The 20,473-nt window shown below is 68.7% G+C and carries 18 protein-coding genes; 6 read left to right on the top strand and 12 right to left on the bottom strand.

The window, feature by feature from the left end; translation table 11 throughout:
- The first annotated feature begins 77 nt into the window (after positions 1-77).
- Both nirB and nirD read left to right on the top strand, forming a co-directional pair.
- Positions 78-2,657 (top strand): nitrite reductase large subunit NirB, encoded by a 2,580-nt coding sequence (gene nirB, locus WU80_RS12015; RefSeq protein WP_082459834.1) that lies wholly within the window; start codon positions 78-80, stop codon positions 2,655-2,657.
- Positions 2,654-3,010 carry a nitrite reductase small subunit NirD gene (gene nirD, locus WU80_RS12020; RefSeq protein WP_055402857.1) on the top strand — a complete coding sequence of 119 codons (357 nt, stop codon included), beginning with the start codon at positions 2,654-2,656 and terminating at the stop codon, positions 3,008-3,010. Before nirB ends, nirD begins: the two co-directional genes overlap by 4 nt.
- Here the strand turns inward: nirD and WU80_RS12025 are convergent.
- From WU80_RS12025 to WU80_RS12060, 8 genes are all read right to left on the bottom strand, one after another.
- Positions 3,007-3,459, bottom strand: coding sequence for a hypothetical protein (locus WU80_RS12025; RefSeq protein ID WP_055402859.1), 453 nt, complete (start codon positions 3,457-3,459; stop codon positions 3,007-3,009). The genes nirD and WU80_RS12025 overlap by 4 nt on opposite strands.
- Positions 3,460-3,532: 73 nt before the next feature.
- Complete coding sequence (locus tag WU80_RS12030; RefSeq protein ID WP_055402860.1) at positions 3,533-4,309, bottom strand: sirohydrochlorin chelatase; 777 nt, start codon at positions 4,307-4,309, stop codon at positions 3,533-3,535.
- Positions 4,300-5,451, bottom strand: coding sequence for a uroporphyrinogen-III synthase (locus tag WU80_RS12035; protein WP_055402862.1), 1,152 nt, complete (start codon positions 5,449-5,451; stop codon positions 4,300-4,302). Before WU80_RS12035 ends, WU80_RS12030 begins: the two co-directional genes overlap by 10 nt.
- Before the next feature lie 77 nt (positions 5,452-5,528).
- Positions 5,529-6,917 carry an MFS transporter gene (locus WU80_RS12040; RefSeq protein ID WP_055402866.1) on the bottom strand — a complete coding sequence of 463 codons (1,389 nt, stop codon included), beginning with the start codon at positions 6,915-6,917 and terminating at the stop codon, positions 5,529-5,531.
- Positions 6,918-7,213: 296 nt separating this feature from the next.
- Entirely contained in the window at positions 7,214-8,131 is a 918-nt protein-coding gene (locus WU80_RS12045; protein ID WP_055402888.1) for a 5-oxoprolinase/urea amidolyase family protein, read from the bottom strand.
- Between the two features lie 14 nt (positions 8,132-8,145).
- The gene (locus WU80_RS12050) at positions 8,146-8,820 is read right to left on the bottom strand and encodes an allophanate hydrolase subunit 1 (RefSeq protein WP_055402868.1); all 675 of its coding nucleotides are present in this window, start codon (positions 8,818-8,820) and stop codon (positions 8,146-8,148) included.
- Positions 8,821-8,931: 111 nt separating this feature from the next.
- Positions 8,932-9,930, bottom strand: coding sequence for an ABC transporter substrate-binding protein (locus WU80_RS12055; protein ID WP_055402870.1), 999 nt, complete (start codon positions 9,928-9,930; stop codon positions 8,932-8,934).
- Positions 9,931-9,987: 57 nt separating this feature from the next.
- Positions 9,988-10,572, bottom strand: coding sequence for a TetR family transcriptional regulator (locus WU80_RS12060; protein WP_055402874.1), 585 nt, complete (start codon positions 10,570-10,572; stop codon positions 9,988-9,990).
- Positions 10,573-10,708: 136 nt separating this feature from the next.
- On the opposite strand from WU80_RS12060, the gene WU80_RS12065 reads away from it, so the two are divergent.
- Positions 10,709-12,118: an MFS transporter gene (locus WU80_RS12065; protein ID WP_055402876.1), complete on the top strand. Its 1,410-nt coding sequence runs from the start codon at positions 10,709-10,711 to the stop codon at positions 12,116-12,118.
- A 7-nt stretch (positions 12,119-12,125) separates the two neighbouring features.
- Here WU80_RS12065 and WU80_RS12070 read toward each other — a convergent pair whose 3' ends face one another.
- A complete protein-coding gene (locus WU80_RS12070; protein ID WP_369808514.1) occupies positions 12,126-13,376 on the bottom strand; it encodes a DNA polymerase domain-containing protein in 1,251 nt (416 codons plus the stop codon).
- A gap of 59 nt (positions 13,377-13,435) precedes the next feature.
- On the opposite strand from WU80_RS12070, the gene fadD2 reads away from it, so the two are divergent.
- Entirely contained in the window at positions 13,436-15,115 is a 1,680-nt protein-coding gene (fadD2, locus tag WU80_RS12075; RefSeq protein WP_055402892.1) for a long-chain-fatty-acid--CoA ligase FadD2, read from the top strand.
- A gap of 9 nt (positions 15,116-15,124) precedes the next feature.
- Here the strand turns inward: fadD2 and WU80_RS12080 are convergent, their stop codons facing one another.
- On the bottom strand, positions 15,125-15,490 hold the full coding sequence (locus tag WU80_RS12080; protein WP_055402878.1) for a hypothetical protein: 366 nt from the start codon (positions 15,488-15,490) through the stop codon (positions 15,125-15,127).
- Positions 15,491-15,977: 487 nt separating this feature from the next.
- Here WU80_RS12080 and WU80_RS25830 point away from each other — a divergent pair, with 487 nt between their 5' ends.
- On the top strand, positions 15,978-16,283 hold the full coding sequence (locus WU80_RS25830; RefSeq protein WP_156349524.1) for a hypothetical protein: 306 nt from the start codon (positions 15,978-15,980) through the stop codon (positions 16,281-16,283).
- 142 nt (positions 16,284-16,425) lie between these two features.
- On the opposite strand, the gene WU80_RS12085 is transcribed toward WU80_RS25830, so the two are convergent.
- Both WU80_RS12085 and WU80_RS12090 read right to left on the bottom strand, forming a co-directional pair.
- Positions 16,426-18,636, bottom strand: coding sequence for an acyl-CoA dehydrogenase (locus WU80_RS12085; RefSeq protein WP_055402880.1), 2,211 nt, complete (start codon positions 18,634-18,636; stop codon positions 16,426-16,428).
- Positions 18,637-18,737: 101 nt separating this feature from the next.
- Complete coding sequence (locus WU80_RS12090; RefSeq protein WP_055402882.1) at positions 18,738-19,871, bottom strand: alpha/beta hydrolase; 1,134 nt, start codon at positions 19,869-19,871, stop codon at positions 18,738-18,740.
- Positions 19,872-19,983: 112 nt separating this feature from the next.
- Between WU80_RS12090 and WU80_RS12095 the strand changes: the two genes are divergently transcribed.
- Positions 19,984-20,473: VOC family protein (locus WU80_RS12095; protein ID WP_055405761.1), on the top strand; the 490-nt coding region annotated here is incomplete at its 3' end.

Below are 20,473 nucleotides of genomic sequence, written 5' to 3' on the forward strand. Positions count from 1 at the left end.
TGAGTTGTGAGATCCTCGTCATAGGACCGTCACATTGGGCGAAATCGCGGTAATTTCCGGCCGCTAACCTCAAACCCATGGCTGCAGACGGGATTTCGCGTGCGCACTGTGCGGGCCGTCACATCGTCGTAGTCGGGCACGGCATGGTGGGGCACCGGTTTGTCGAGGCGCTCAGGGCGCGCGACACCGAGGGATCTTGGCGCATCACGGTTTTCGCCGAGGAGGCCGACGCGGCTTACGACCGGGTGGGGCTGACCTCGTACACCGAGAGCTGGGATCGCAAGCTGCTGGCGCTGCCGGGCAACGACTACGCGGGTGACGAGCAGGTGCGGTTGGTCTTGAACACCCGCGTCACCGAGATCGACCGGGAAGCGAAGTCGGTGCTGACGGCCGACGGGCAGCGGCACGGTTACGACGCGCTGGTGCTGGCCACCGGTTCCTACGCGTTCGTTCCGCCGGTGCCCGGCCACGAGCTGGCCGCGTGCCACGTCTATCGCACCCTCGACGACCTCGACGCCATCCGGGCCGACGCCCAGCGCACCGTGGCGGCCGGCCGCACCCCGGCGGGCGTGGTCATCGGCGGTGGGCTGCTGGGGCTGGAAGCCGCTAATGCATTGCGCCAGTTCGGTTTACAAACGCACGTCGTCGAGATGATGCCGCGGCTGATGGCCCAACAGATCGACGAGGGTGGCGGCGCACTGCTGGCCAAGATGATCGGCGACCTGGGTATCGAGGTGCACGTGGGCACGGGCACCGAGTCGATCGAGGCGATCGACCACTCGGACGGGGTGTCGTCGGTGCGGGTGCGGCTGAGCGACGGCGAGGTCGTCGACGCCGGGCTGGTCATCTTCGCGGCCGGCATCCGCCCGCGCGACGAGCTGGCCCGTCAGGCCGGCCTGGCGCTCGCCGAGCGCGGCGGTGTGCTCACCGACTTAGCTTGCCGCACAAGCGATCCCGACATCTATGCGATCGGTGAGGTCGCCGCGATCGGTGGCCGGTGCTACGGCCTGGTGGGGCCCGGTTACACCTCTGCCGAGGTGGTGGCCGACCGGTTGTTGGACGGCGCCGCGGAATTCGGCGAGGCGGACCTGTCGACCAAGCTGAAGTTGCTCGGTGTCGACGTCGCCAGCTTCGGCGACGCGATGGGGGTGACCGAGAACTGCCTCGAGGTCGCCATCAACGACGCGGTCAAGCGAACCTACGCCAAGCTGGTGCTTTCCGACGACGCCAAGACCCTGCTGGGCGGCGTCCTGGTGGGCGATGCCTCGTCGTACGGGGTGTTGCGGCCGATGGTCGGCAGCGAGCTGCCGGGGGATCCGCTCGCGCTGATCGCCCCCGTTTCCGGCGACGCGCCGGCGCTCGGAATCGGGGCGCTGCCCGACAACGCGCAGATCTGTTCGTGCAACAACGTGACCAAGGGCGACCTAAAGTGCGCGATCGCCGACGGCTGCGCCGACGTCCCGTCGCTGAAGTCGTGCACGGCGGCCGGCACGTCGTGCGGTTCGTGCGTGCCCCTGCTCAAGCAGCTGCTGGAGGCCGAGGGCGTCGAACAGTCCAAGGCGCTGTGCGAGCACTTCAGCCAGTCGCGCGCGGAGCTGTTCGAGATCATCTCGGCCACCGAGATCCGCACCTTCTCCGGCCTGCTGGAGCGCTTCGGCCGCGGAAAGGGTTGCGACATCTGCAAACCCGTGGTCGCCTCCATCCTGGCCTCCACCGGCTCGGAGCACATTCTCTCCGGCGAGCAGGCCTCGCTGCAGGACTCCAACGACCACTTCCTGGCCAACATCCAGAAGAACGGCAGCTACTCCGTGGTGCCGCGGGTCCCCGGTGGTGACATCAAGCCGGAGCACCTGATCCTGATCGGGCAGATCGCCCAGGACTTCGGCCTCTACACCAAGATCACCGGCGGCCAGCGCATCGACATGTTCGGCGCCCGGGTGGACCAGCTGCCGGAGATCTGGCGTCGGCTGGTCGACGGCGGCATGGAATCCGGCCACGCCTACGGCAAGGCGCTGCGCACGGTCAAGAGCTGCGTCGGCACCGACTGGTGCCGCTACGGTCAGCAGGACTCGGTGCAGCTGGCCATCGACCTGGAGCTGCGCTACCGGGGCCTGCGGGCGCCGCACAAGATCAAGATGGGCGTTTCGGGTTGCGCCCGGGAGTGTGCGGAGGCGCGGTCCAAGGACGTCGGCGTCATCGCCACCGAAAAGGGTTGGAACCTCTACGTCGGCGGCAACGGCGGCATGACGCCCAAGCACGCGCAGTTGTTGGCCAGCGACCTGGACACCGAGACGCTGGTGCGCTACGTCGATCGGTTCGTCATGTACTACATCCGCACCGCGGACCGGCTGCAGCGCACGGCGCCGTGGGTCGATTCCCTCGAGGGCGGCCTCGACCACGTGCGGGAGGTCGTGTGCGAGGACTCGCTGGGGCTGGCCACGGAATTCGAGGCCGCCATGGAGCGGCACGTGCAGAACTACAAGTGTGAATGGAAGGGCGTGCTCGACGACCCGGACAAGCTGTCGCGGTTCGTCTCGTTCGTCAACGCCCCGGACGAAGTCGATTCCACCGTGGAATTCACCGAACACGCGGGGCGCAAAATCCCTGTGTCCATTGGCATGCCGAAGATCCGTACGGGAGCTGGAGATCAATCATGACACTTCTCAACGACATTGCGGTGTGGACGACGGCCTGCGAGTACGACCGTCTCATCCCGGGCCGGGGCGTCGGCGTGCTGCTCGACGACGGCTCCCAGGCGGCGTTGTTCCGGCTGGACGACGGCTCGGTGTGCGCGGTGGGCAACGTCGACCCGTTCTCCGGCGCGGCGGTGCTGTCGCGCGGGATCGTGGGAGACCGCGGGGGCCGGGTGGCGGTGCAATCGCCGATCCTCAAGCAGGCCTTCTCGTTGGAAGACGGTTCCTGCCTGGACGATCCGAACTTCTCGGTGCCGGTGTATCCGGCGCGCGTCACCGCCGACGGATTCGTTCAGGTCGGCCGCTTCGCCGCCTAACGGGTGATGTCGCCGACGAGGTAGCGCTGCATCGTCGGGCCGATGGCGTCGACGATCGCGTCGACGGACATCGAGTGCAGCGGCTCGGATCGGATGCCGTAGCGCATGATGCCGAGGCCGACCAGTTGCGAGGCGCACAGCGACGCCCGGGTGGCGGCCTTGTCGGCGCCGAGCACCTTGAGCAGCGGGCCGAAAACCGGTCCGATGAACATGGATTGCACGGTTTCGGCGGTCTTGGCCATCCCGGTGGAAGCGATCGCGCTCGCGGCGAAGGGGCCGCCGCCCGCGGCGTCCCAGGTGGTGATCAGCATGCGCAGCGTCTGCCGGCCCACCTGGTTGGCCCCGCCGGTGACGATCCGGTCGATGAATTCCGGTGTGCCGAACGGCAACCGCAGCATCTTGGCGACCGGGTCAAGGAGCCCACGCGACGGCTCTTCGCGACGGGGCATGCTGCCAGGATCGTCGGAATCCGACCAAAGATCAAGCGCCGCCGGTCGTCGGCGCGCCTTTGCGTCAACGCGGTCAGGCCGCCGAATTCGGCCGCAAGGCCCGGCCGTGGACCAAGCGCTGCGCGCTCGATCGGCGCGACGCGTGCCGCGCGGTGGGGGCCAGGACCGGCGTCATGGCCCGGCGGAAACGATTGGCGATCAGCCGCGCCAGGCCGGGATGGGTGCCCAGCGGCCGGCTGACCAGATCGGCGCCGCAGGCGTGCAGCCGCTCCTGGAACAGGCCGTCGGCCAGCAGGTAGGAGGCCACCACCACGCGCGCGTCGCCGCGCGCCCGGCGCCTGGCCTGGTCCACCGCCTCGGGCAGCCGCGGGCCGCCGGTGGCGGCGAAAGCGAGGCTCACCCGTGACCCGGTGAGCGCGGACACCAGCGTCGCGGTGGTGTGCAGATCGGCGCGCGCGTGGGGGTCCGACGTGCCCGCCGCGGCGAGAATCACCGAATCACCCGGTCGCCAACCGCATTTGACCAACTGGTCGCCGACGATCCGGGCGATCTGACCGCTCGGGCCCAGCGCCGGCGTGACGATGACCTCGGGGTGCCCGCTCTGCTCGACGTGGGCCGGCAGGTCGGCGCGGACGTGGTAGCCGCGCGACAGAAACGCCGGCAGCACGATGGCGGGCCGGCCCGTCGCCCGCACCCGGGACAGCACCTCGCCGGGCGTGGGGCCCAACACGTCGACGAACGCGACTTCCACCGGTCGGCTGGTCAACGAACTCGCTTGCGCGGCAAGCTCTTCGAGTTGTCGCACACCCTCGGGCCGACGGGTGCCGTGCGCGACCAGGATCAGCGCCATGCCGCGTCCACCCGTTGTTCGGTGGCCAACCGGTAGCCCCGCTTGACCACGGTTGCGACGATGTTCTTGTCGCCCAATGCCGTTCGCAGCCGCAGCACGGCCGTGTCGACGGCGTGCGGGTCGTTGCTGTTGCCGGGCAGCGCCCGCAGCAGGTCACCGCGCGCCACGACGTCGCCCGGGCGTTTCGCCAACTCGCGCAATATCCCCATGCCGGACGGCGAGAGCACCTTGATCGAGCCGTCCACCAGCACGCACGTGCCTCGGATGTCGACCGTGTGACCGGCCGCCCGCACGGTGCACGAACCGAGCAGCGGTAGCTCCTCGGCGACGTGACGGGCCAAGGCGCCCAACCGCATTCGTTCGGGCGATGAGGTCGGTACACCCTTCCGGATCAGCGGCTTGGACGTCACCGGGCCGACGCACATCGCGTGTACGTCGCTGCGCAGCGCCCCCAGCAGCTGGTCTTCGACGTCGAGCTCACGGCTGCGCTCCAGCACCGCCGCGGCCGCGGGCGCCGAGGTGAAGGTGACGGCGTCGAACTGCCGTCCCGCGATCCCCATCACGAGCTGATCGAAGGTGCCGCCCAACGGCGTTGGCTTCCACCGATACACCCGGACGGGCACCACTTCGGCGCCGGCCAGGCGCAATCCGCCCAGGAATTCGGGGAAGGGGTCCCACGCGTCGGCGGCGCCGTGCAGCTGGACGGCCACCCGCTGCCCGGCCACGCCCGAGCGGAGCAGGTATTCCAGCACCTCCTGCGAGGACTCCGATTCCGGCGACCACTCCTCGTGCAGGCCGGCGGCGCGCAGCGCGCCGGTCGCCTTGGGGCCGCGCGAGACGATCCGGGCGGACGACAGTGCGTTGAGCAGCGGGCTGACCAGCCCCCACCCCTCGGCGGCGGCCAGCCAGCCGCGAAACCCGATGCCGGTGTGCGCGACCAGGATGGCGGGGGGCTCGGCGATCAACGCCTCGGTGTTACGGTGCAGTTCGTCGTCGTCGGGGAGCGCGATCATGTTGATCGCGGGCGCGCTGCACACCTCGGCACCCTGGCGGCTGAGCAGCGCGCAGAGCTCCTCGGAGCGCCGACTCGAGGTCACCGCGATGCGGTAACCGGTCAGCGGCGGGGAGTCGGGCTGGCCCATATTTCCTGTGTATGCCTGTCAGATTTCGGTCTCGTTACCTGGCAATTGCTTGCGCATTGCCCACCGTGAGGCCACGCTCACACCCGGGCCAGCGCGGCGGCCGTGTCACCGTGAGCCGCGGCGGGCAGCCGCGGGCGCCGCACGTACACCGCCCAGGTGACGATCGCGGAGACGACATAGGAGGCCAGGAACGCCCAGTACGCCGACGTCCCGGTCCCGGTGGCCAGGTAGGACTGGCGCAGCGCGAGGTTGATGCCCACGCCGCCGAGGGCGCCGACCGCGGAGCAGACGCCGATCAACGAACCGGACCTCGCGCGCGCCCAGTGCCGCCGCTGCGCCTCGCTCATCTCCAGGGCGCGGCTGCGCACCTCGTAGACCGAGGGGATCAGCTTGAACACCGAACCGTTGCCCATCCCGGACAGGACGAACAGCACCATGAAGCCGGCGACATAACCGGCCACGCTGGTCGAGTGCGCCGCGCGATCGTCGAAAGTGCTGATGCCGACCAGTAATCCGGCGCCCAGGGTCATGCCGGCGAGCACGGCGAGCGTGACCCGGCTGCCGCCCTTGCGGTCGGCCAGCCGGCCACCGTAGATCCGGGCCAGGGAGCCCAGCAGTGGGCCGAGGAAGGCCACCTGCGCGGCGTGCAGGGCGGCATGCCTGGCGCTTTCGCCGTGGGCGAGGAAGTTGACCTGCATCACCTGACCGAAGGCGAAGGAAAACCCGATCCAGGAGCCGAACGTGCAGATGTAGAGCAGGGAGATGACGTAGGTGTCGCGCTCGAACAGGATCGAGCGCATCGTGTTCAGCTCGGTGCCGTGGCCGACGTTGTCCATGAACAGCGCGGCCGCGACGCCCACCACGGCGAGCGCCAGCAGATACACCGCACACACCCAGTACGGCGCCTCGTGCCCGGCCGTGGCGAGCACCAACAACGCGACCAGTTGGATCACCGCCACCCCGAGGTTGCCCACGCCGGCGTTGACGGCCAGCGCCGAGCCCTTGAGCCGCTGCGGGTAGAAGACGTTCACGTTGGCGAGCGAGGCCGCGTAGTTGCCGCCGCCCAGGCCGGTCAGCGCGGCGCAGACCACGAAGGGCCACAGCGGCAGCCCGGGATTGGCCAACAACACGATGGTGCCCGCCGTCGGGATCAACAGCACGAAGGCCGAGAAGACGGTCCAGTTGCGGCCGCCGAAGGCGGCGATGCCCAGGGTGTAGGGGATCCGGGCCAGGCCACCGACCAGCGTGGCGACTGCGCCCAGCAGCAGCTTGTCGCCGGCGGAGAAACCGTAGACGTGCGCCGGCATGAACAGCGCCATGACCGGCCACAGGGTCCAGACCGAAAAGGCGACGTGGTCGCCGGCGATGGTGCACAGCAGGTTGCGGCGGGCGATCTTCTTGTCACCGGCCTCCCAAGCCCCCGTGTCCTCCGGATTCCAGTCCGCGATGCTGTGATTGCGGGCCATCCGATCGTCACCTTTCGTCGACCGCGCTGGGGTGCATGAATTCGACTGCGCGCGTTGGGAACTGGTCTGCATGCGGGCGCGCCGAACGAAGAGGCATGCCCCGCGGTGTATTTCGATGCTCACATTCGGACCGGGGACGGGTCAACTCAAACGGGCGTAAATCGGCTGTTAGTTGATTACCAGTTATCTGGTAAGTCCCTGTAGACCGAACATGGTGAAATCACGTCCCGATCAACGTGATTCGACCCCGGATCCGCAATTGCGTGTGAGCTGGACTACATGCCCTCGGGCGAGGCCTACGAGAACGGCCAGTCCGCGGCGCCGGACTGCGCATGGGCGCCCACCAAAATCCTCGGGCGGGACCAGTGCAGGCGCACCGACTGCCCGGGACGCACCTGGGCGATTTTGTCGATGTCCTCGTCGATCACCACACCCACCACGGGGTAGCCGCCGGTGACGGGATGGTCGGGTCCCAGGATGACCGGTAAGCCGTTGGGCGGCACCTGAATTGCGCCGCGGGTGGCACCCTCGCTGGGCAGCTGCCGGTCCGGGTAGCAGTACTGCAGCGGGCGGCCGACCAGTCGCATCCCCACCCGGTCGCTGCGATCGGACGCCACCCAATCGTTGTGCACCAGCAGATCGGGGTCGACGAACCAATCGTCACGCGGGCCGGGCACCACCGCCAGCTCGACCACGCTGCCGGTGATCGCGGCCACCGGGGCCTGGTCCAGTTCGGGGTAGTCCGGGGTGTGCTCCCCGACGGGGAGCCGATCTCCGGCCCGCAGCGGCGCCGGGCCGATGGCGGACATCACGTCGTAGCTGCGCGAGCCCAGCACCGGCTGCACGCCGATACCGCCCCGCACCGCCAGGTAGGTTCGCAGCCCGGCGCGGGGCGTGCCCAGGGTGATCACCTGGCCGTCGCGGACATGCTGAATGCTGTTGGTGCCGAACTTGATTCCGTCGACGGTCGGGTCGGTGTCGGCCCCGGTGACCGCGACGTCGATGCCCCCGCCGCGGACCCGGGCCGCGAAACCGCCGAAGGTCACCTCGACGGTGGCGCGGTCGGTGGGGTTGGCCACCAGCCGGTTGGCCAGTTGATGGGCGCGGCGGTCGGCGGCCCCGGACCGGCTCACGCCGAGGTGGGCGAGCCCGGGCCGGCCCAGGTCCTGGACGAGGGCGAGCGGTCCGGTGCGAAGGATCTCGAGGGTTATCACGGCGATCTCCTTGCTCAGACGGCCCGGAATTGAACCCACATGCCCTGCGTCAGCAGCGCGGGGTCGGGCCGCTCGATGTCCCACAGGACGGCGTCGGTGCGGCCGATCAGTTGCCAGCCGCCGGGCGACCTACGCGGGTAGACCGCGCTGAATTCGCCGGCCAGTCCCACCGAGCCGGCGGGCACCGCGGTGCGCGGCTCCGAACGGCGCGGCACCCGCAGGCGCGCGTCACCGTCGACCAGATACGCGAAACCCGGGGCGAACCCGCTGAATCCGACCCGCCACAACGAACCGGTGTGGGCGTCGATCACCTGCGCGGTGGTCAGCCCGGTGACCTCGGCGACCTCGGCGAGATCCGGGCCGTCGTAGACCACGTCGATGACGACGTCGGCGCGCCGATCCGGCTGGGGGGCGTCCCCGGCGGCCACCCGCATCTTGCGCAGCCGCTGACGGATCACGCCTTGGCGCCGCGGGGAGTCCAGTTTCACCAGAACCGTCCGGGCGGCCGGGACGATGTCGACGACGCCCGGCAACGCCGCCTCGCGCAACTGCGCCGCCCACGCCAACACCTCGGCGGTGCTGCCGCATTGCAGCAGCAGCGCGCTGTCGCCGAAGTCCAGAACCGTGTTGCCGACCAGTTCCGTCGGCAGTCCCTTGGACACGTTGTCGGTAAGGTCGGTCACGCTCATACTCGACGGTAACCTCCCCATCGCGGGGCGGGCGAGGGGCGAGCGAGGGATTTTCGAACACTGCCAGAGGTGCCTTAGCAAACGTTCAAACGCCACTGGCGCTCAGGCGATCTAACCGAGGATTTTGTAGATCAGCGGCGGCAGTTGATCGGCGACCAGTTGGTAGCTCAGGGGCGAGGAAAAGGCGATCGCGCCGGCCTGCTCCTTGGTGGTGAAGATGTGCCGGTACTGCGCGGTGGCCTGTGCCGCCGCCACGTCGGGGTCGGCGAGCAACGCCTTCTGGTCGTCCGGGCTCTCGGTCGTCCAGATGATCACATCGGCGGAATCGAGCACCGCCTTGACGTGATCGCGCGGGATGACGGCGCGGTGGTCGGTGCCGAAAGACCTGATGCTGTCGGCGATCACGAGACCCATCTGGTTGAGGAAGTCCGTGCGCCAGCCGGCCATGGTCGCGACGACGGTGCCCTGCCACAGCGCGCCCTCCATCAGCAACGCCTTCTTGCCCGTCCAGACCGGGTGTTCCTTGCCGACCGCGGTGAACTTCTGGTCGACGGCGGCGATCTGCGACTTCATCTGGTCGGCCAAAAATACCGCCTGGCCGATGGTGGTCGCCTGCTCCTTCCAGGGTTCGAAGAAGGCGTCGCCGTCCGACTGCGGCACGGTCGGGGCGATCGCGGACAGCTTCTTGTAGGTGTCGGCGTCCACCCCCGCGTTGACGGCGACGATCAGGTCCGGTTTGAGGCCGGCGATCTGGTCGACCGGGATCCCGTTGTCGAGGTTGAGCACCACCGGCTGCGCGCCGCCGAGCTTGGGCTGGGCCCACGGCCACACCGCGAACGGTTGATCGCCGAACCAGTTGGTCACCGCGATCGGCACCACCCCGACCGCGAGCAGGTCGTCCTGCTCGGTATAGCCGGCGCTGACCACGCGCTTGGGCGGTTCCTTGATGACGGTCTGGCCGAAGAGGTGGTTGATCGTCACGGCTTTGCCACCGGAGGTGTCCGAGGGCGGTTTGCCCGACGAGCACGCGGCCGTCGCGCCGGTGACCCCGGCGACCGCCGCAGCCCCCGCGAGCTGCAAGAATCCCCGTCGATTCCAACCGTGGCGCATCGCGTGAGATTAGCGCGTCACGCGCCCGCAGCGCCCGTCGCCGCGCGGTTGCGCCGCTCAATCCAGCGGCATGCCGGCATCCAGGAAGTCCAGGGCCCGATAGATGGTGTCGGCCGTTTTCGGCGCGCTGTCGAAGGCCGCCATCATGGCGCCGACCATCGCGCCGACGAACACCCGAACCTCGAAATCGGTTGCGCTACGGCCTATTCGGCGACCGATCGCCTCCGCCATGACGTTGACGGTGCGGTAGTACTCGTCGTAGAGGGCGGCCTTGAGTTCGGGTATCGAGAAGATCAGCCGCTGGCGGGTGTTCTCGAACTCGAGTTGCTCGGGGGACAGGCCGGCCATGGTGGTCGCGTAGGCCCGCCGGATGGCCTGGCTCGGTGACAGCTCGGGCGGCTGGGCGTCGAACGCCGCCAGGATCAGCGGATCGAGGTCGTCGGCGAGCAGCAGCGATTCCTTGGACCCGAAGTACCGGAAGAACGTGCTGGGCGACACCTCGGCGGCCTCGGCGATCTGCTCGACCGTGGTGGCGGCGTAACCGTTCGCGTCGAACAGGCGGAACGCCTCGCGCCGCAGGGCGTGGCGGGTCTTGATTTTCTTGCGTTCCCGCAGCCCGAGCCGCTGGTCAGTCGCCTGCATGCGGCAATTCTCCCGCATCGCGGGGCCAAAAAGTTCTGACAACGGGCGAATGGCCGCTGCGAGATCCACGTATCTCCGGCGTAACTGCGGACACGCAGACCGGTAACAGTCCTTTCCTAGCGTCGGGACCGTGACCATGACGACCTCCGCAGAGCCGACCACGCCGGTCCTTGCCCCCGCGCCCGAGCGCCCACCGCACCGCGGCGGGCACTGGATCGACGACTGGCGCCCCGACGACCCCGAGTTCTGGGAGACCACCGGCAAGCCGATCGCCCGCCGCAACCTGATCTTCTCGATCTTCGCCGAGCACGTCGGGTTCAGCGTGTGGATGCTGTGGAGCATCGTCGTCGTCCACATGACCGCCGGCGCCCACGGGCACCCGTCGGCGTCCGGCTGGGCGCTGTCCGCGAGCCAGGCGCTGTGCCTGGTCGCCGTGCCCAGCGGGGTGGGCGCCTTCCTGCGCCTGCCCTACACGTTCGCGGTCCCGCTGTTCGGTGGCCGCAACTGGACCACCATCTCGGCGGCCCTGCTGTTGATCCCGTGCGCGCTGCTGGCCTGGGCGGTCGGCCATCCCGGGCTGTCGTTCGGCGTGCTGGTCGCGATCGCCGCGACCGCGGGCTTCGGCGGCGGCAACTTCGCCTCGTCGATGGCCAACATCTCCTTCTTCTACCCGGAGAAGGAGAAGGGCTGGGCGCTGGGCCTCAACGCGGCCGGCGGCAACATCGGGGTGGCCGTGGTGCAGAAGATCATCCCGCCGATCGTCGTCGCGGGGGGCGGGGTGGCGCTCTCGCGCGCCGGCCTGTTCTACGTGCCGCTGGCCGTGGTGGCCGCGGTGTGCGCCTTCCTGTTCATGAACAACCTGTCCGAGGCCAAGGCCGACGTGAAGCCGGTCTGGCAGTCGCTGCGCCACCCCGACACCTGGGTGATGTCGCTGCTCTACATCGGCACGTTCGGCTCGTTCATCGGCTACTCGGCGGCCTTCCCGACCCTGCTCAAGACGGTGTTCGGCCGCGGCGACATCGCCCTGACCTGGGCCTTCCTCGGCGCCTGCATCGGGTCGGTGATCCGGCCCGTGGGTGGGAGGCTGGCCGACCGGATCGGCGGGGCGCGCATCACCGCGGCCAGCTTCGTCATGCTGGCCGCGGGCGCCTCGGCGGCGCTGTGGTCGGTGCACGCCAGGAACCTGCCGTTGTTCTTCGCCAGCTTCATGTTCTTGTTCGTCGCGACCGGCATCGGCAACGGCTCGACCTACCGGATGATCTCCCGGATCTTCATGATCAAGGGCGAGCTCGCCGGCGGCGACGCCGACACCATGGTGCACATGCGCCGCCAGGCCGCGGGCGCGCTCGGCGTGATCTCGTCGATCGGCGCCTTCGGCGGGTTCGTCGTGCCGCTGGCGTACGCCTGGTCGAAGTCGCAATTCGGCAGCATCGAACCCGCGCTGCGGTTCTACGTCGCCTTCTTCCTCGCCCTGCTTGTGGTGACCTGGTACCGCTACCTGCGCAAGAAGAGCGGCTCCAACGCCCTGGCGCGGGCCGGGGTGTAGCGCGGCCTCACGGGCGCTGCCTGCCGCCGTAACCCTCCCAAGGGCTGTAGTCGGCGATCAGGTCTTCCTGCGGAGGCCGCTGGTCGGCCGGCACGTGCTGCAGGTTGATCCGGATCCGGTACCAGATCGAACTCGGCCCGCGCATGCCGTCGACCAGGACGTCGGCCGGCTGCAGCAGGCGCGACGCCTCCGGGTAGCGGCCGCGCCAGGTGTCCAGCGCGGCGAGCGCCTCGTCCTTGGTCTTGGTGCGGGCGATCTCGATGAGCGGCATCACCGACCGGCGCCGCCCGGCGCTGCTGCCGCCGGATCCCCTGGGCGCGCGCTCCGGGGGGCCCATCTCCTCGGCCAGCACCAGCAGCCGGTTCAGGTCACCGACGGCGTCGTCCATGCCCGCCCACGGGTCGCCCATGGCGGCGAACCGCTCGGGCACCGTGTCGATGGTGAACTCCTCGGGCCGGCGCTCGGTGACTTCGTCCCACAGCAGCGGCGTCGACACCCGGGCGTCCGGCGTCGCCCGCACCGAGTAGGCGGACGCGACCGTGCGGTCCTTGGCGTTCTGGTTGAAGTCGACGAACACTTCTTCGCCGCGCTCCTCCTTCCACCAGCGGCTGGTCGCCGCGTCGGGGATCCGCCGCTCGACCTCGCGGGCCACCGTCTGGGCGGCCAGCCGCACCTGCCGGAACTCCCAGTGCGGGGCGATCCGGGCGTAGATGTGGAAGCCGCGCGAACCCGACGTCTTCGGCCAGGCGACCAGGCCGTAGTCCTCCAGCACCTCGCGCGCCACCAGGGCGACGTCGACGATGCGCTCCCAGGAGACCCCGGGCATCGGGTCGAGGTCGACCCGCAGTTCGTCGGGGTGGTCGAGGTCGTCGGCCAGCACCGGGTGCGGGTTGAGGTCGACGCAGCCCAGGTTGATCGCCCAGGCCAGGCCGGCGGCGTCGCGGATGACGGCCTCCGCGGCGGACGTGCCCCGGGCGTAGCGCAGTTCGGCGACGTCGACGAAGTCGGGCCGGTTCTGCGGCGCGCGCTTCTGGAACACGGCCTCTTGCGCGATGCCCTTGACGAAGCGTTTGAGGATCATGGGCCGGCCGCCCACGCCGCGCAGCGCCCCGTCGGCGACGGACAGGTAGTAGCGGACCAGGTCAAGCTTGGTCCGCGGCCCGGCGTCCCCGTGCGTCTCGAACACCACCTTGTCGGGATGGGTGATGGTCACGCGATGCCCGGCCACATCCAGCGAAACCGGGCCCATGTTCATCATCGTAAGTCGATGGGTACATACCCCTGGTATTGCGACGGACGTCACATAGGGTGGGATTCATGCCTAATCTGATCGGCCTGCCGGGGCAGGCAGTTGCCAAGGTTCAGCAGTACTTGGAGCGCGGCTCGGCCGAACTGCACTACGTGCGGAAGATCTTCGAGGCGGGTGCGTTCCGGCTGGAGCCGCCGCAGAACTACGCGGCCATGGCCAACGACATCTACAAGTGGGGCGAGTTCGGCATGCTGCCGTCGCTCAACGCCCGACGCCATCCCGATCGGGCCGCCTGCATCGACGAGGACGGCGAGTTCAGCTTCAAGGAGCTCGACGACGCCGCCCACGCGGTGGCGAACGGCCTCATCGAGATGGGCGTCAAGGGCGGTGACGGGATCGCGATCCTCGCCCGCAACACCCGCTGGTTTTTGATCGCCTACTTCGGGGCGGCCCGGGTCGGCGCCCGCATCATCCTGCTCAACAGCGAGTTCTCCGGGCCGCAGATCAAGGAGGTGTCCGAGCGCGAGGGCGCCAAGCTGATCATCTACGACGACGAGTACACCAAGGCCGTCAGCAAGGCCGAGCCGGAACTGGGCTTCCTGCGCGCGCTGGGCACCAACCCCGACGCCGACGAGCCGTCGGGTAGCAAGGACGAGACGCTGGCCGACCTGATCGAGCGCAGCAGCTCCGAGCCCGCCCCGAAGGCGAGCAAGCACTCGTCGATCATCATCCTGACCAGCGGCACCACCGGCACGCCGAAGGGGGCCAACCGCAGTACCCCGCCGACGCTGGCGCCGATCGGCGGGATCCTGTCGCACGTGCCGTTCAAGGCCAACGAGGTGACCTCGCTGCCCGCGCCGATGTTCCACGCCCTGGGTTTCCTGCACGGCACCATCGCGATGTTCCTCGGTTCGACCCTGGTGTTGCGGCGTAAGTTCAAGCCGCCGCTGGTGCTCGAGGACATCGAGAAGTACAAGGTGACGGCGATGGTCGTGGTGCCGGTGATGCTGTCCCGGATCGTCGACGCGATCGAGAAGATGGACAAAAAGCCGGACTTGTCGAGCCTGAAGATCGTGTTCATTTCGGGATCGCAGTTGGGCGCCGAGCTGGCCACCCGCGCGCTCAAGGACCTGGGTCCGGTGATCTACAACATGTACGGCTCGACCGAGATCGCGTTCGCGACCATCGCCGGGCCGAAGGACCTGGAGAAGAACGCGGCGACGGTCGGGCCGGTGGTCAAGGGCGTGAAGGTGAAGATCCTCGACGACAACGGCAAGGAGAAGCCGCAGGGTGAAGTCGGGCGGATCTTCGTCGGCAACGCGTTCCCGTTCGAGGGCTACACCGGCGGCGGTCACAAGGAGATCGTCGACGGCCTGATGTCCTCGGGCGACGTGGGTTATTTCGACGAGGACGGGCTGTTGTACGTCAGCGGCCGCGACGACGAGATGATCGTCTCCGGCGGCGAGAACGTCTTCCCCGCCGAGGTCGAGGACTGTCTCAGCGGGCATCCCGATGTCGTCGAGGCCACCGCGATCGGCGTCGAGGACAAGGAATGGGGCCACCGGCTGCGCGCCTTCGTGGTCAAGAAGGACGGTTCCGACGTCGACGAGGACACCCTCAAAAAGCACGTGCGGGAGGAGCTGGCCAGGTACAAGGTGCCGCGCGAAGTCATCTTCCTCGACGAGCTGCCGCGCAACCCGACGGGCAAGGTCCTCAAACGCGAGCTGCGTGAGATGGAAATCGACTAGTCGGGCGACTTAGCGCCGGTCCTTGATGGCGCGGGTGATCTGCGCCGAGAGCTTGGGGTCGACCAGCAGCTGGTCGATGAGCGCGGTGAGGACCTCTTGTCCGGTCACCCGGGCGACGCCCAGGCGGTCGGCCGCCTCCCGCTGCCAGATGTCCAGCGCGCGATGGGTGGCCGCCGACAGGTCGACGGTGCGCCGCGTCCGCTGGCCCCGTCCGGCCTGGCCGGCCGCGGGCTGGCCGGCCATCCGCTGGGGGCTCTGCTGGCCGAGCCCGGTGAGGCGCTCGGTGGGCGCGGCGTCTCCCGCCGGGCCGGCCGACGGCGAAGGGCCTCGGAACGTGCCTGCGCCGGGTCCGATGTGGCTGGGGTTGAAGTTCACTGCGGCGGTCGTCCTCCGGTGAGTGGCCAATCAGTAAATCAGCCCGCGAGTGTGTCAATACTGATTCTTCCACCGACGGCGTCGTAAGTCGCGCCCCCTTGCCAAACGTCCCGCGCGCGCGTTCGCGGCGACCGGCCCACCAGCGGCGTTCTCCAGCAAATGTAAAGAGATAGCTGACCGGCGCGCTTCTTCGCCGCTGCCGTCGGGGTCTCAAGTGGTTCGGTTATCCGTAATTCAGTCGATCCGCCGATACGTAAGAACGGAAATCCGTATATCAGTATATGGCTCTCTAACAGCTGTTATCGAAACATTACCGGATTCAGTATCGGGCAATATCCTGATATATGGAACTCAGGAAAATAAACACTTTTGCCATTTGTTACATAATTCACAGCTTTATTCGGGTGTGGCCGCATTGTTTGCCGGGAAACTTCTGGCTAACGTTGGTTTCAACGTCGATTTCAAAGGGTCCTGGAAAGGGTTGGCGATGATGATCTCGTCACGACCGCTGCGCTACGCGGTCGGGGCCTCCGCGATGGCCGGGGCGCTGCTGTGCGCTGCCGGCCCCGCGGCCCACGCCGCTCCCGTGCCAGGAACCCACACCAGCTTCACCACCACCGGTCCGCACGGCGCGCCCGGTGGACCCGGAATCATTCCGGACCGGCCAGGCGGGGGTCATGGCGGCCACGGATGGGGCGGCGGCCACGGATGGGGCGGGGGAGGCCACCGTGGTTGGGTATCGGGCGACCGCGGATTCTGGGCACCCGGGCGCTGGTGGAACTGGTGGTGGTGAACCACCTCCCGTGGTAACCGGCCAGCCTTGGCGTGCCGATCCACAATAGGCTGACCGGCCCACGGGATTTGGGGGACCCATGCCGGCCTGACCACCCCTCAGGTCGGCATGGCCCTCTCCACGGCCAAAGCGCAAGCGCGCGTTAGGGATCGCGGGGCAGTCCGAGCAGCCGCTCGGCGATGATGTTCAACTGCACCTCGGAGGTGCCGCCGTAGATAGTGGTCGCGCGGCTGGCCAACAGGTATTCGCCCCACATGCCGGCCGGTTCGTCCGTGCCGCCGATCGCGGCGTCGGTGCCGAACGAGGACACCGCGAACTCGGCGTAGCCCTGCCCGGTGCGCATCGACAGCAGCTTGGAGATCGCCGCCGACGGCATGGCATCGCCGCCGGCCAAGGTCAGCAGGGTCGAGCGCAGGTTCAGCACCTTGGCGGCGTGGCCCTCGGCGATCAACTGGCCCGCCCGGTGCTGCGCGACCGGGTCGAACTGCCCCTCGCGAACGAAGTCGACGAACTGGCCCAGCGTGGCCAGGAAGTTCGCCTCACTGCTGCCGATCGAAACCCGTTCCGCGGTAAGGGTATTGCGGCTGACCTCCCAGCCCCGGTTCACTTCGCCGAGCACGCATTCGTCGGGCACGAACACGTCGTCGATGTAGACGGTGTTGAACATCGCGTTGCCGGTGAGCTCGCGCAGCGGCTTCACCTCGACGCCCTCGCTGTGCATGTCGAGCAGGAAGTAGGTGATTCCGTTGTGCTTGGGCGCCGACGGGTCCGTCCTGGCCAGCAGCGCGCCCCACTGGGACAGCTGCGCCGCCGTGGTCCAGATCTTCTGGCCGGTGATGCGCCAGCCGCCGTCGGTCCGCGTCGCCTTCGTGCTCAGCCCCGCGAGGTCCGAGCCGGCGCCCGGCTCGGAGAACAGCTGGCACCAGATCATCTCGCCGCGGAAGGTCGGCGGCAGGAATCGCTGCTTTTGCTCCTCGGTGCCGAAGGCCACTATCGACGGGATGATCCACGTCGCGATGCCCATCTGCGGCCGCTTGACCCGCCCGGCGGTGAATTCCTGGGCGATGATGATCTGTTCGACCGGGCCGGCGGCGCGGCCCCATGGTTTCGGCAGGTAGGGCAGCGCCCAGCCGCCCTCGGCGATGGCGACCTTGCGCTGGTCGCGCTCCATCGCCTTGAGCGCGCCGACCTCGGCTCGGATCTCCTCCCGCAGTTTCTCGGTGTCGGGGTCGAGGTCGATGTCGACGGTCCGCATGCCGGTGCCGGTGGCGGTGTGCACCACCTTCTGCGGGTACTCCGAACCGCGGCCGAAAGAGGCGGCCAGCATCAGCGCCCTTCGGTAGTACACGTTCGTGTCGTGCTCCCAGGTGAAGCCGATCCCGCCGTGCACCTGGATGCAATCCTGCGCGCACCGCTGAGCGGCCGCGGGCGCCAGCGTCGCCGCGACGGCGGCGGCGAACTCGACGTGGGAACCGGCTGTGTCCCAATCGTTTTCCCGCGCCTCGTCGATGGCGCGGGCGGCGTCCCACACCGCGGCGGTGGCCCGCTCGGTGTCGGCGATCATCTCCGCGCACTTGTGCTTGATGGCCTGGAACTGGCCGATCGGCCGGCCGAACTGCTCGCGGATCTTGGCGTACTGCGACGCGGTGTCCGTCGCCCAGCGCGCCACCCCGATCGCCTCGGCGGACAGCAGCGTCGTCATCAGCGCGTGCGCGGTCGCCATGCTCAGGTTGCACAGGGCGGCGTCGGCGGCGACCTCGACGGCGTTGGCCCGCACGTGGGCGACGGGGCGCAGCGGGTCAATGCTTTTCACGGGCTCGATCTCGAGCTCCTCGGCGCGCAGCACCACCCATTCCTCGCCGCTGTCGATCGCGACCGGGAGCACCAGCACCGACGCCTGCGCCGCCGCGGGAACCGCGCGCACCTCGCCGCGCAGCACTAGCGTTTCGTCGTTGGGACCGTGCCGGGTGGCGGTCAGCCCGCAGCAGTCCAGCGCGTAGGCGGCGATGGCCGCGCCGGACGCCAACTCGGAGAGCACCTTCGCGTTCGGGTCGTTGGCGGAGATCAGGGCGCTCGCGATCGCCGAGGGCACGAAGGGCCCGGGCACCGCTCCGTAGCCGAATTCGGCCAGCACGATGGCCAACTCGAGGATGCCGAAGCCCTGCCCGCCCACCGACTCGGCCAGATGCAGGCCCGGCAGGCCCTGCTCGGCCGCCGCCTGCCAGTACGGCGGGGGATTGTCGATCGGGGTTTCCATTGCCGCGTGCAACGCCTCGGACGGCGCGATGCGCGCGACCAGCGACCGCACCGAATCGGCCAGGTCTTGATGCTCAGGAGTGATAGCGATCGGCATTGGTCGCCTTCCCATGCTTTCGAGTTCCGTCTCGGCCAAGCACCTTCCAAACTAACAACCGGTCGGTTGGTTGACCACAGGGGTCAGCGGCTGACGGGGCCTCAGCGGAACCGCTTGGCGATCCACTTGGCGATGATGTCGGCCTGCTCGCTGCGGGCGCCCGGGGTGGTGAAGTAGTGATCGGAGTCGATCGATGCCTGCGTCTTGTCGGTGGCGGCCAGCGCGGTGAAAATCCGTTGGGCGTCCGACGGAAAGACGCCGGTGTCGGCGTCGGCGTTGATCACCAGGGCGGGGCAGGTGATCCGGGCCAGGTGCGGTTCGGCCCGGGTCTGCGCCACCCGCAGGCTCCACATCCCCAGCCAGCTGCGCAGCGTGCAGGCCGCGGCGATCCCGTGCGCCGACCGGTTCGCCTTCGCGGGCGGGCCGGCGTAGCACATGTTCGGTTGCCGCTTGGTCGGCTCGATGGTGGCGTCGACCATTCGGGGGTCCGCCCAGGTGCGCATGACGCTGAACGGGCGGTCGGAAAACCCCGCGGCGCAAACGCGTTTGAACTCCTTCTCGGCCCAGTCGGTGATGGCGTGGTTGCGCGCGGTCTGCGCGCGGCGGTAGCGGGTGAGGAACTCCGGCGAATAGGGCGGCCCGTTGCGCTCGTTGAACAAATCGAGGTCGGCGTCGGTGGCGACCGGGTCGTTCTCGTCGACGACGGCCGCGTCCATCCAGGCCGTCAGCACGTCGGGCCGCCCCGGATGCGCGGCGGTGGCCACGTAACCGTCCGCGGCCGGCAATTCCGTGACGCCCGCCGCCGGCCGCATCCCGTCCAGCGGGGTGACGTTCGGCTCCACGGCCTGCGACTGATATGCGGCCATCAACGAGCCGCCACCCGAGTTGCCAAGCAAGACAACGGTTTCCACGCCCTGCACGTCCCGCAGCCAGCGCACGCCGACGCCGATGTCGACCAGCGCGTGGTCGAGTAGGAAGCTGCTTTCGAAGCCCCGGAACCTGGTGTTCCAGCCCAGGAAGCCGATGCCGCGGGTGGCCATGTAGTCGGCGAGGTAGTGCTCGGAGAAGTCGATCTGGTAGTGCGTGGCGATCATCGCCACCTTGGGCTTGCGACCCACCCCGCGGTGGTACAGCCCCTGGCAGGGATGCCCCCCGGCGCCGGCGCGCGCGGCGGTGCGCGACGGTAGCCCGACGAACTCGCGGACCACCCCTGCGGCACCGGTGTGAAGAGTCATTTCAGCGGCCCTGCTGGCGATGGACTTTTCGAAAGAAAACTCGAAGCTGATGTTAGATTCAGAAATACATCTTGGCCAGGACTCCAAGCCGGAGACCGAGGGGAGCCGCCCGATGATCAAACCGCACAACACCAACACCGAATTCGAACTCGGCGGGATCAACCACGTCGCGCTGGTCTGCTCGGACATGGCTCGCACCGTCGACTTCTACACCAACATCCTCGGCATGCCGCTGATCAAGTCGCTCGACCTGCCCGGTGGCCAGGGGCAGCACTTCTTCTTCGACGCCGGCAACGGTGACTGCGTCGCCTTCTTCTGGTTCGCCGACGCCCCGGACCGGGTGCCGGGCATCTCGTCGCCGGGCGCCATCCCCGGCATCGGCGACATCACCAGCGCGGTGAGCACCATGAACCACCTGGCGTTCCACGTGCCGGCCGAGAAGTTCGACGCCTACCGCCAGCGGCTCAAGGACAAAGGGGTGCGGGTCGGCCCGGTGCTCAACCACGACGAGAGCCCGATGCAAGTGTCCGCGACGGTGCACCCCGGGGTGTACGTGCGGTCGTTCTACTTCCAGGACCCCGACGCTGTCTCTTATACACATC

Source organism: Mycobacterium sp. UM_11, assembly GCF_001414075.1.
In the GTDB taxonomy this organism is placed as follows: Bacteria; Actinomycetota; Actinomycetes; order Mycobacteriales; family Mycobacteriaceae; genus Mycobacterium.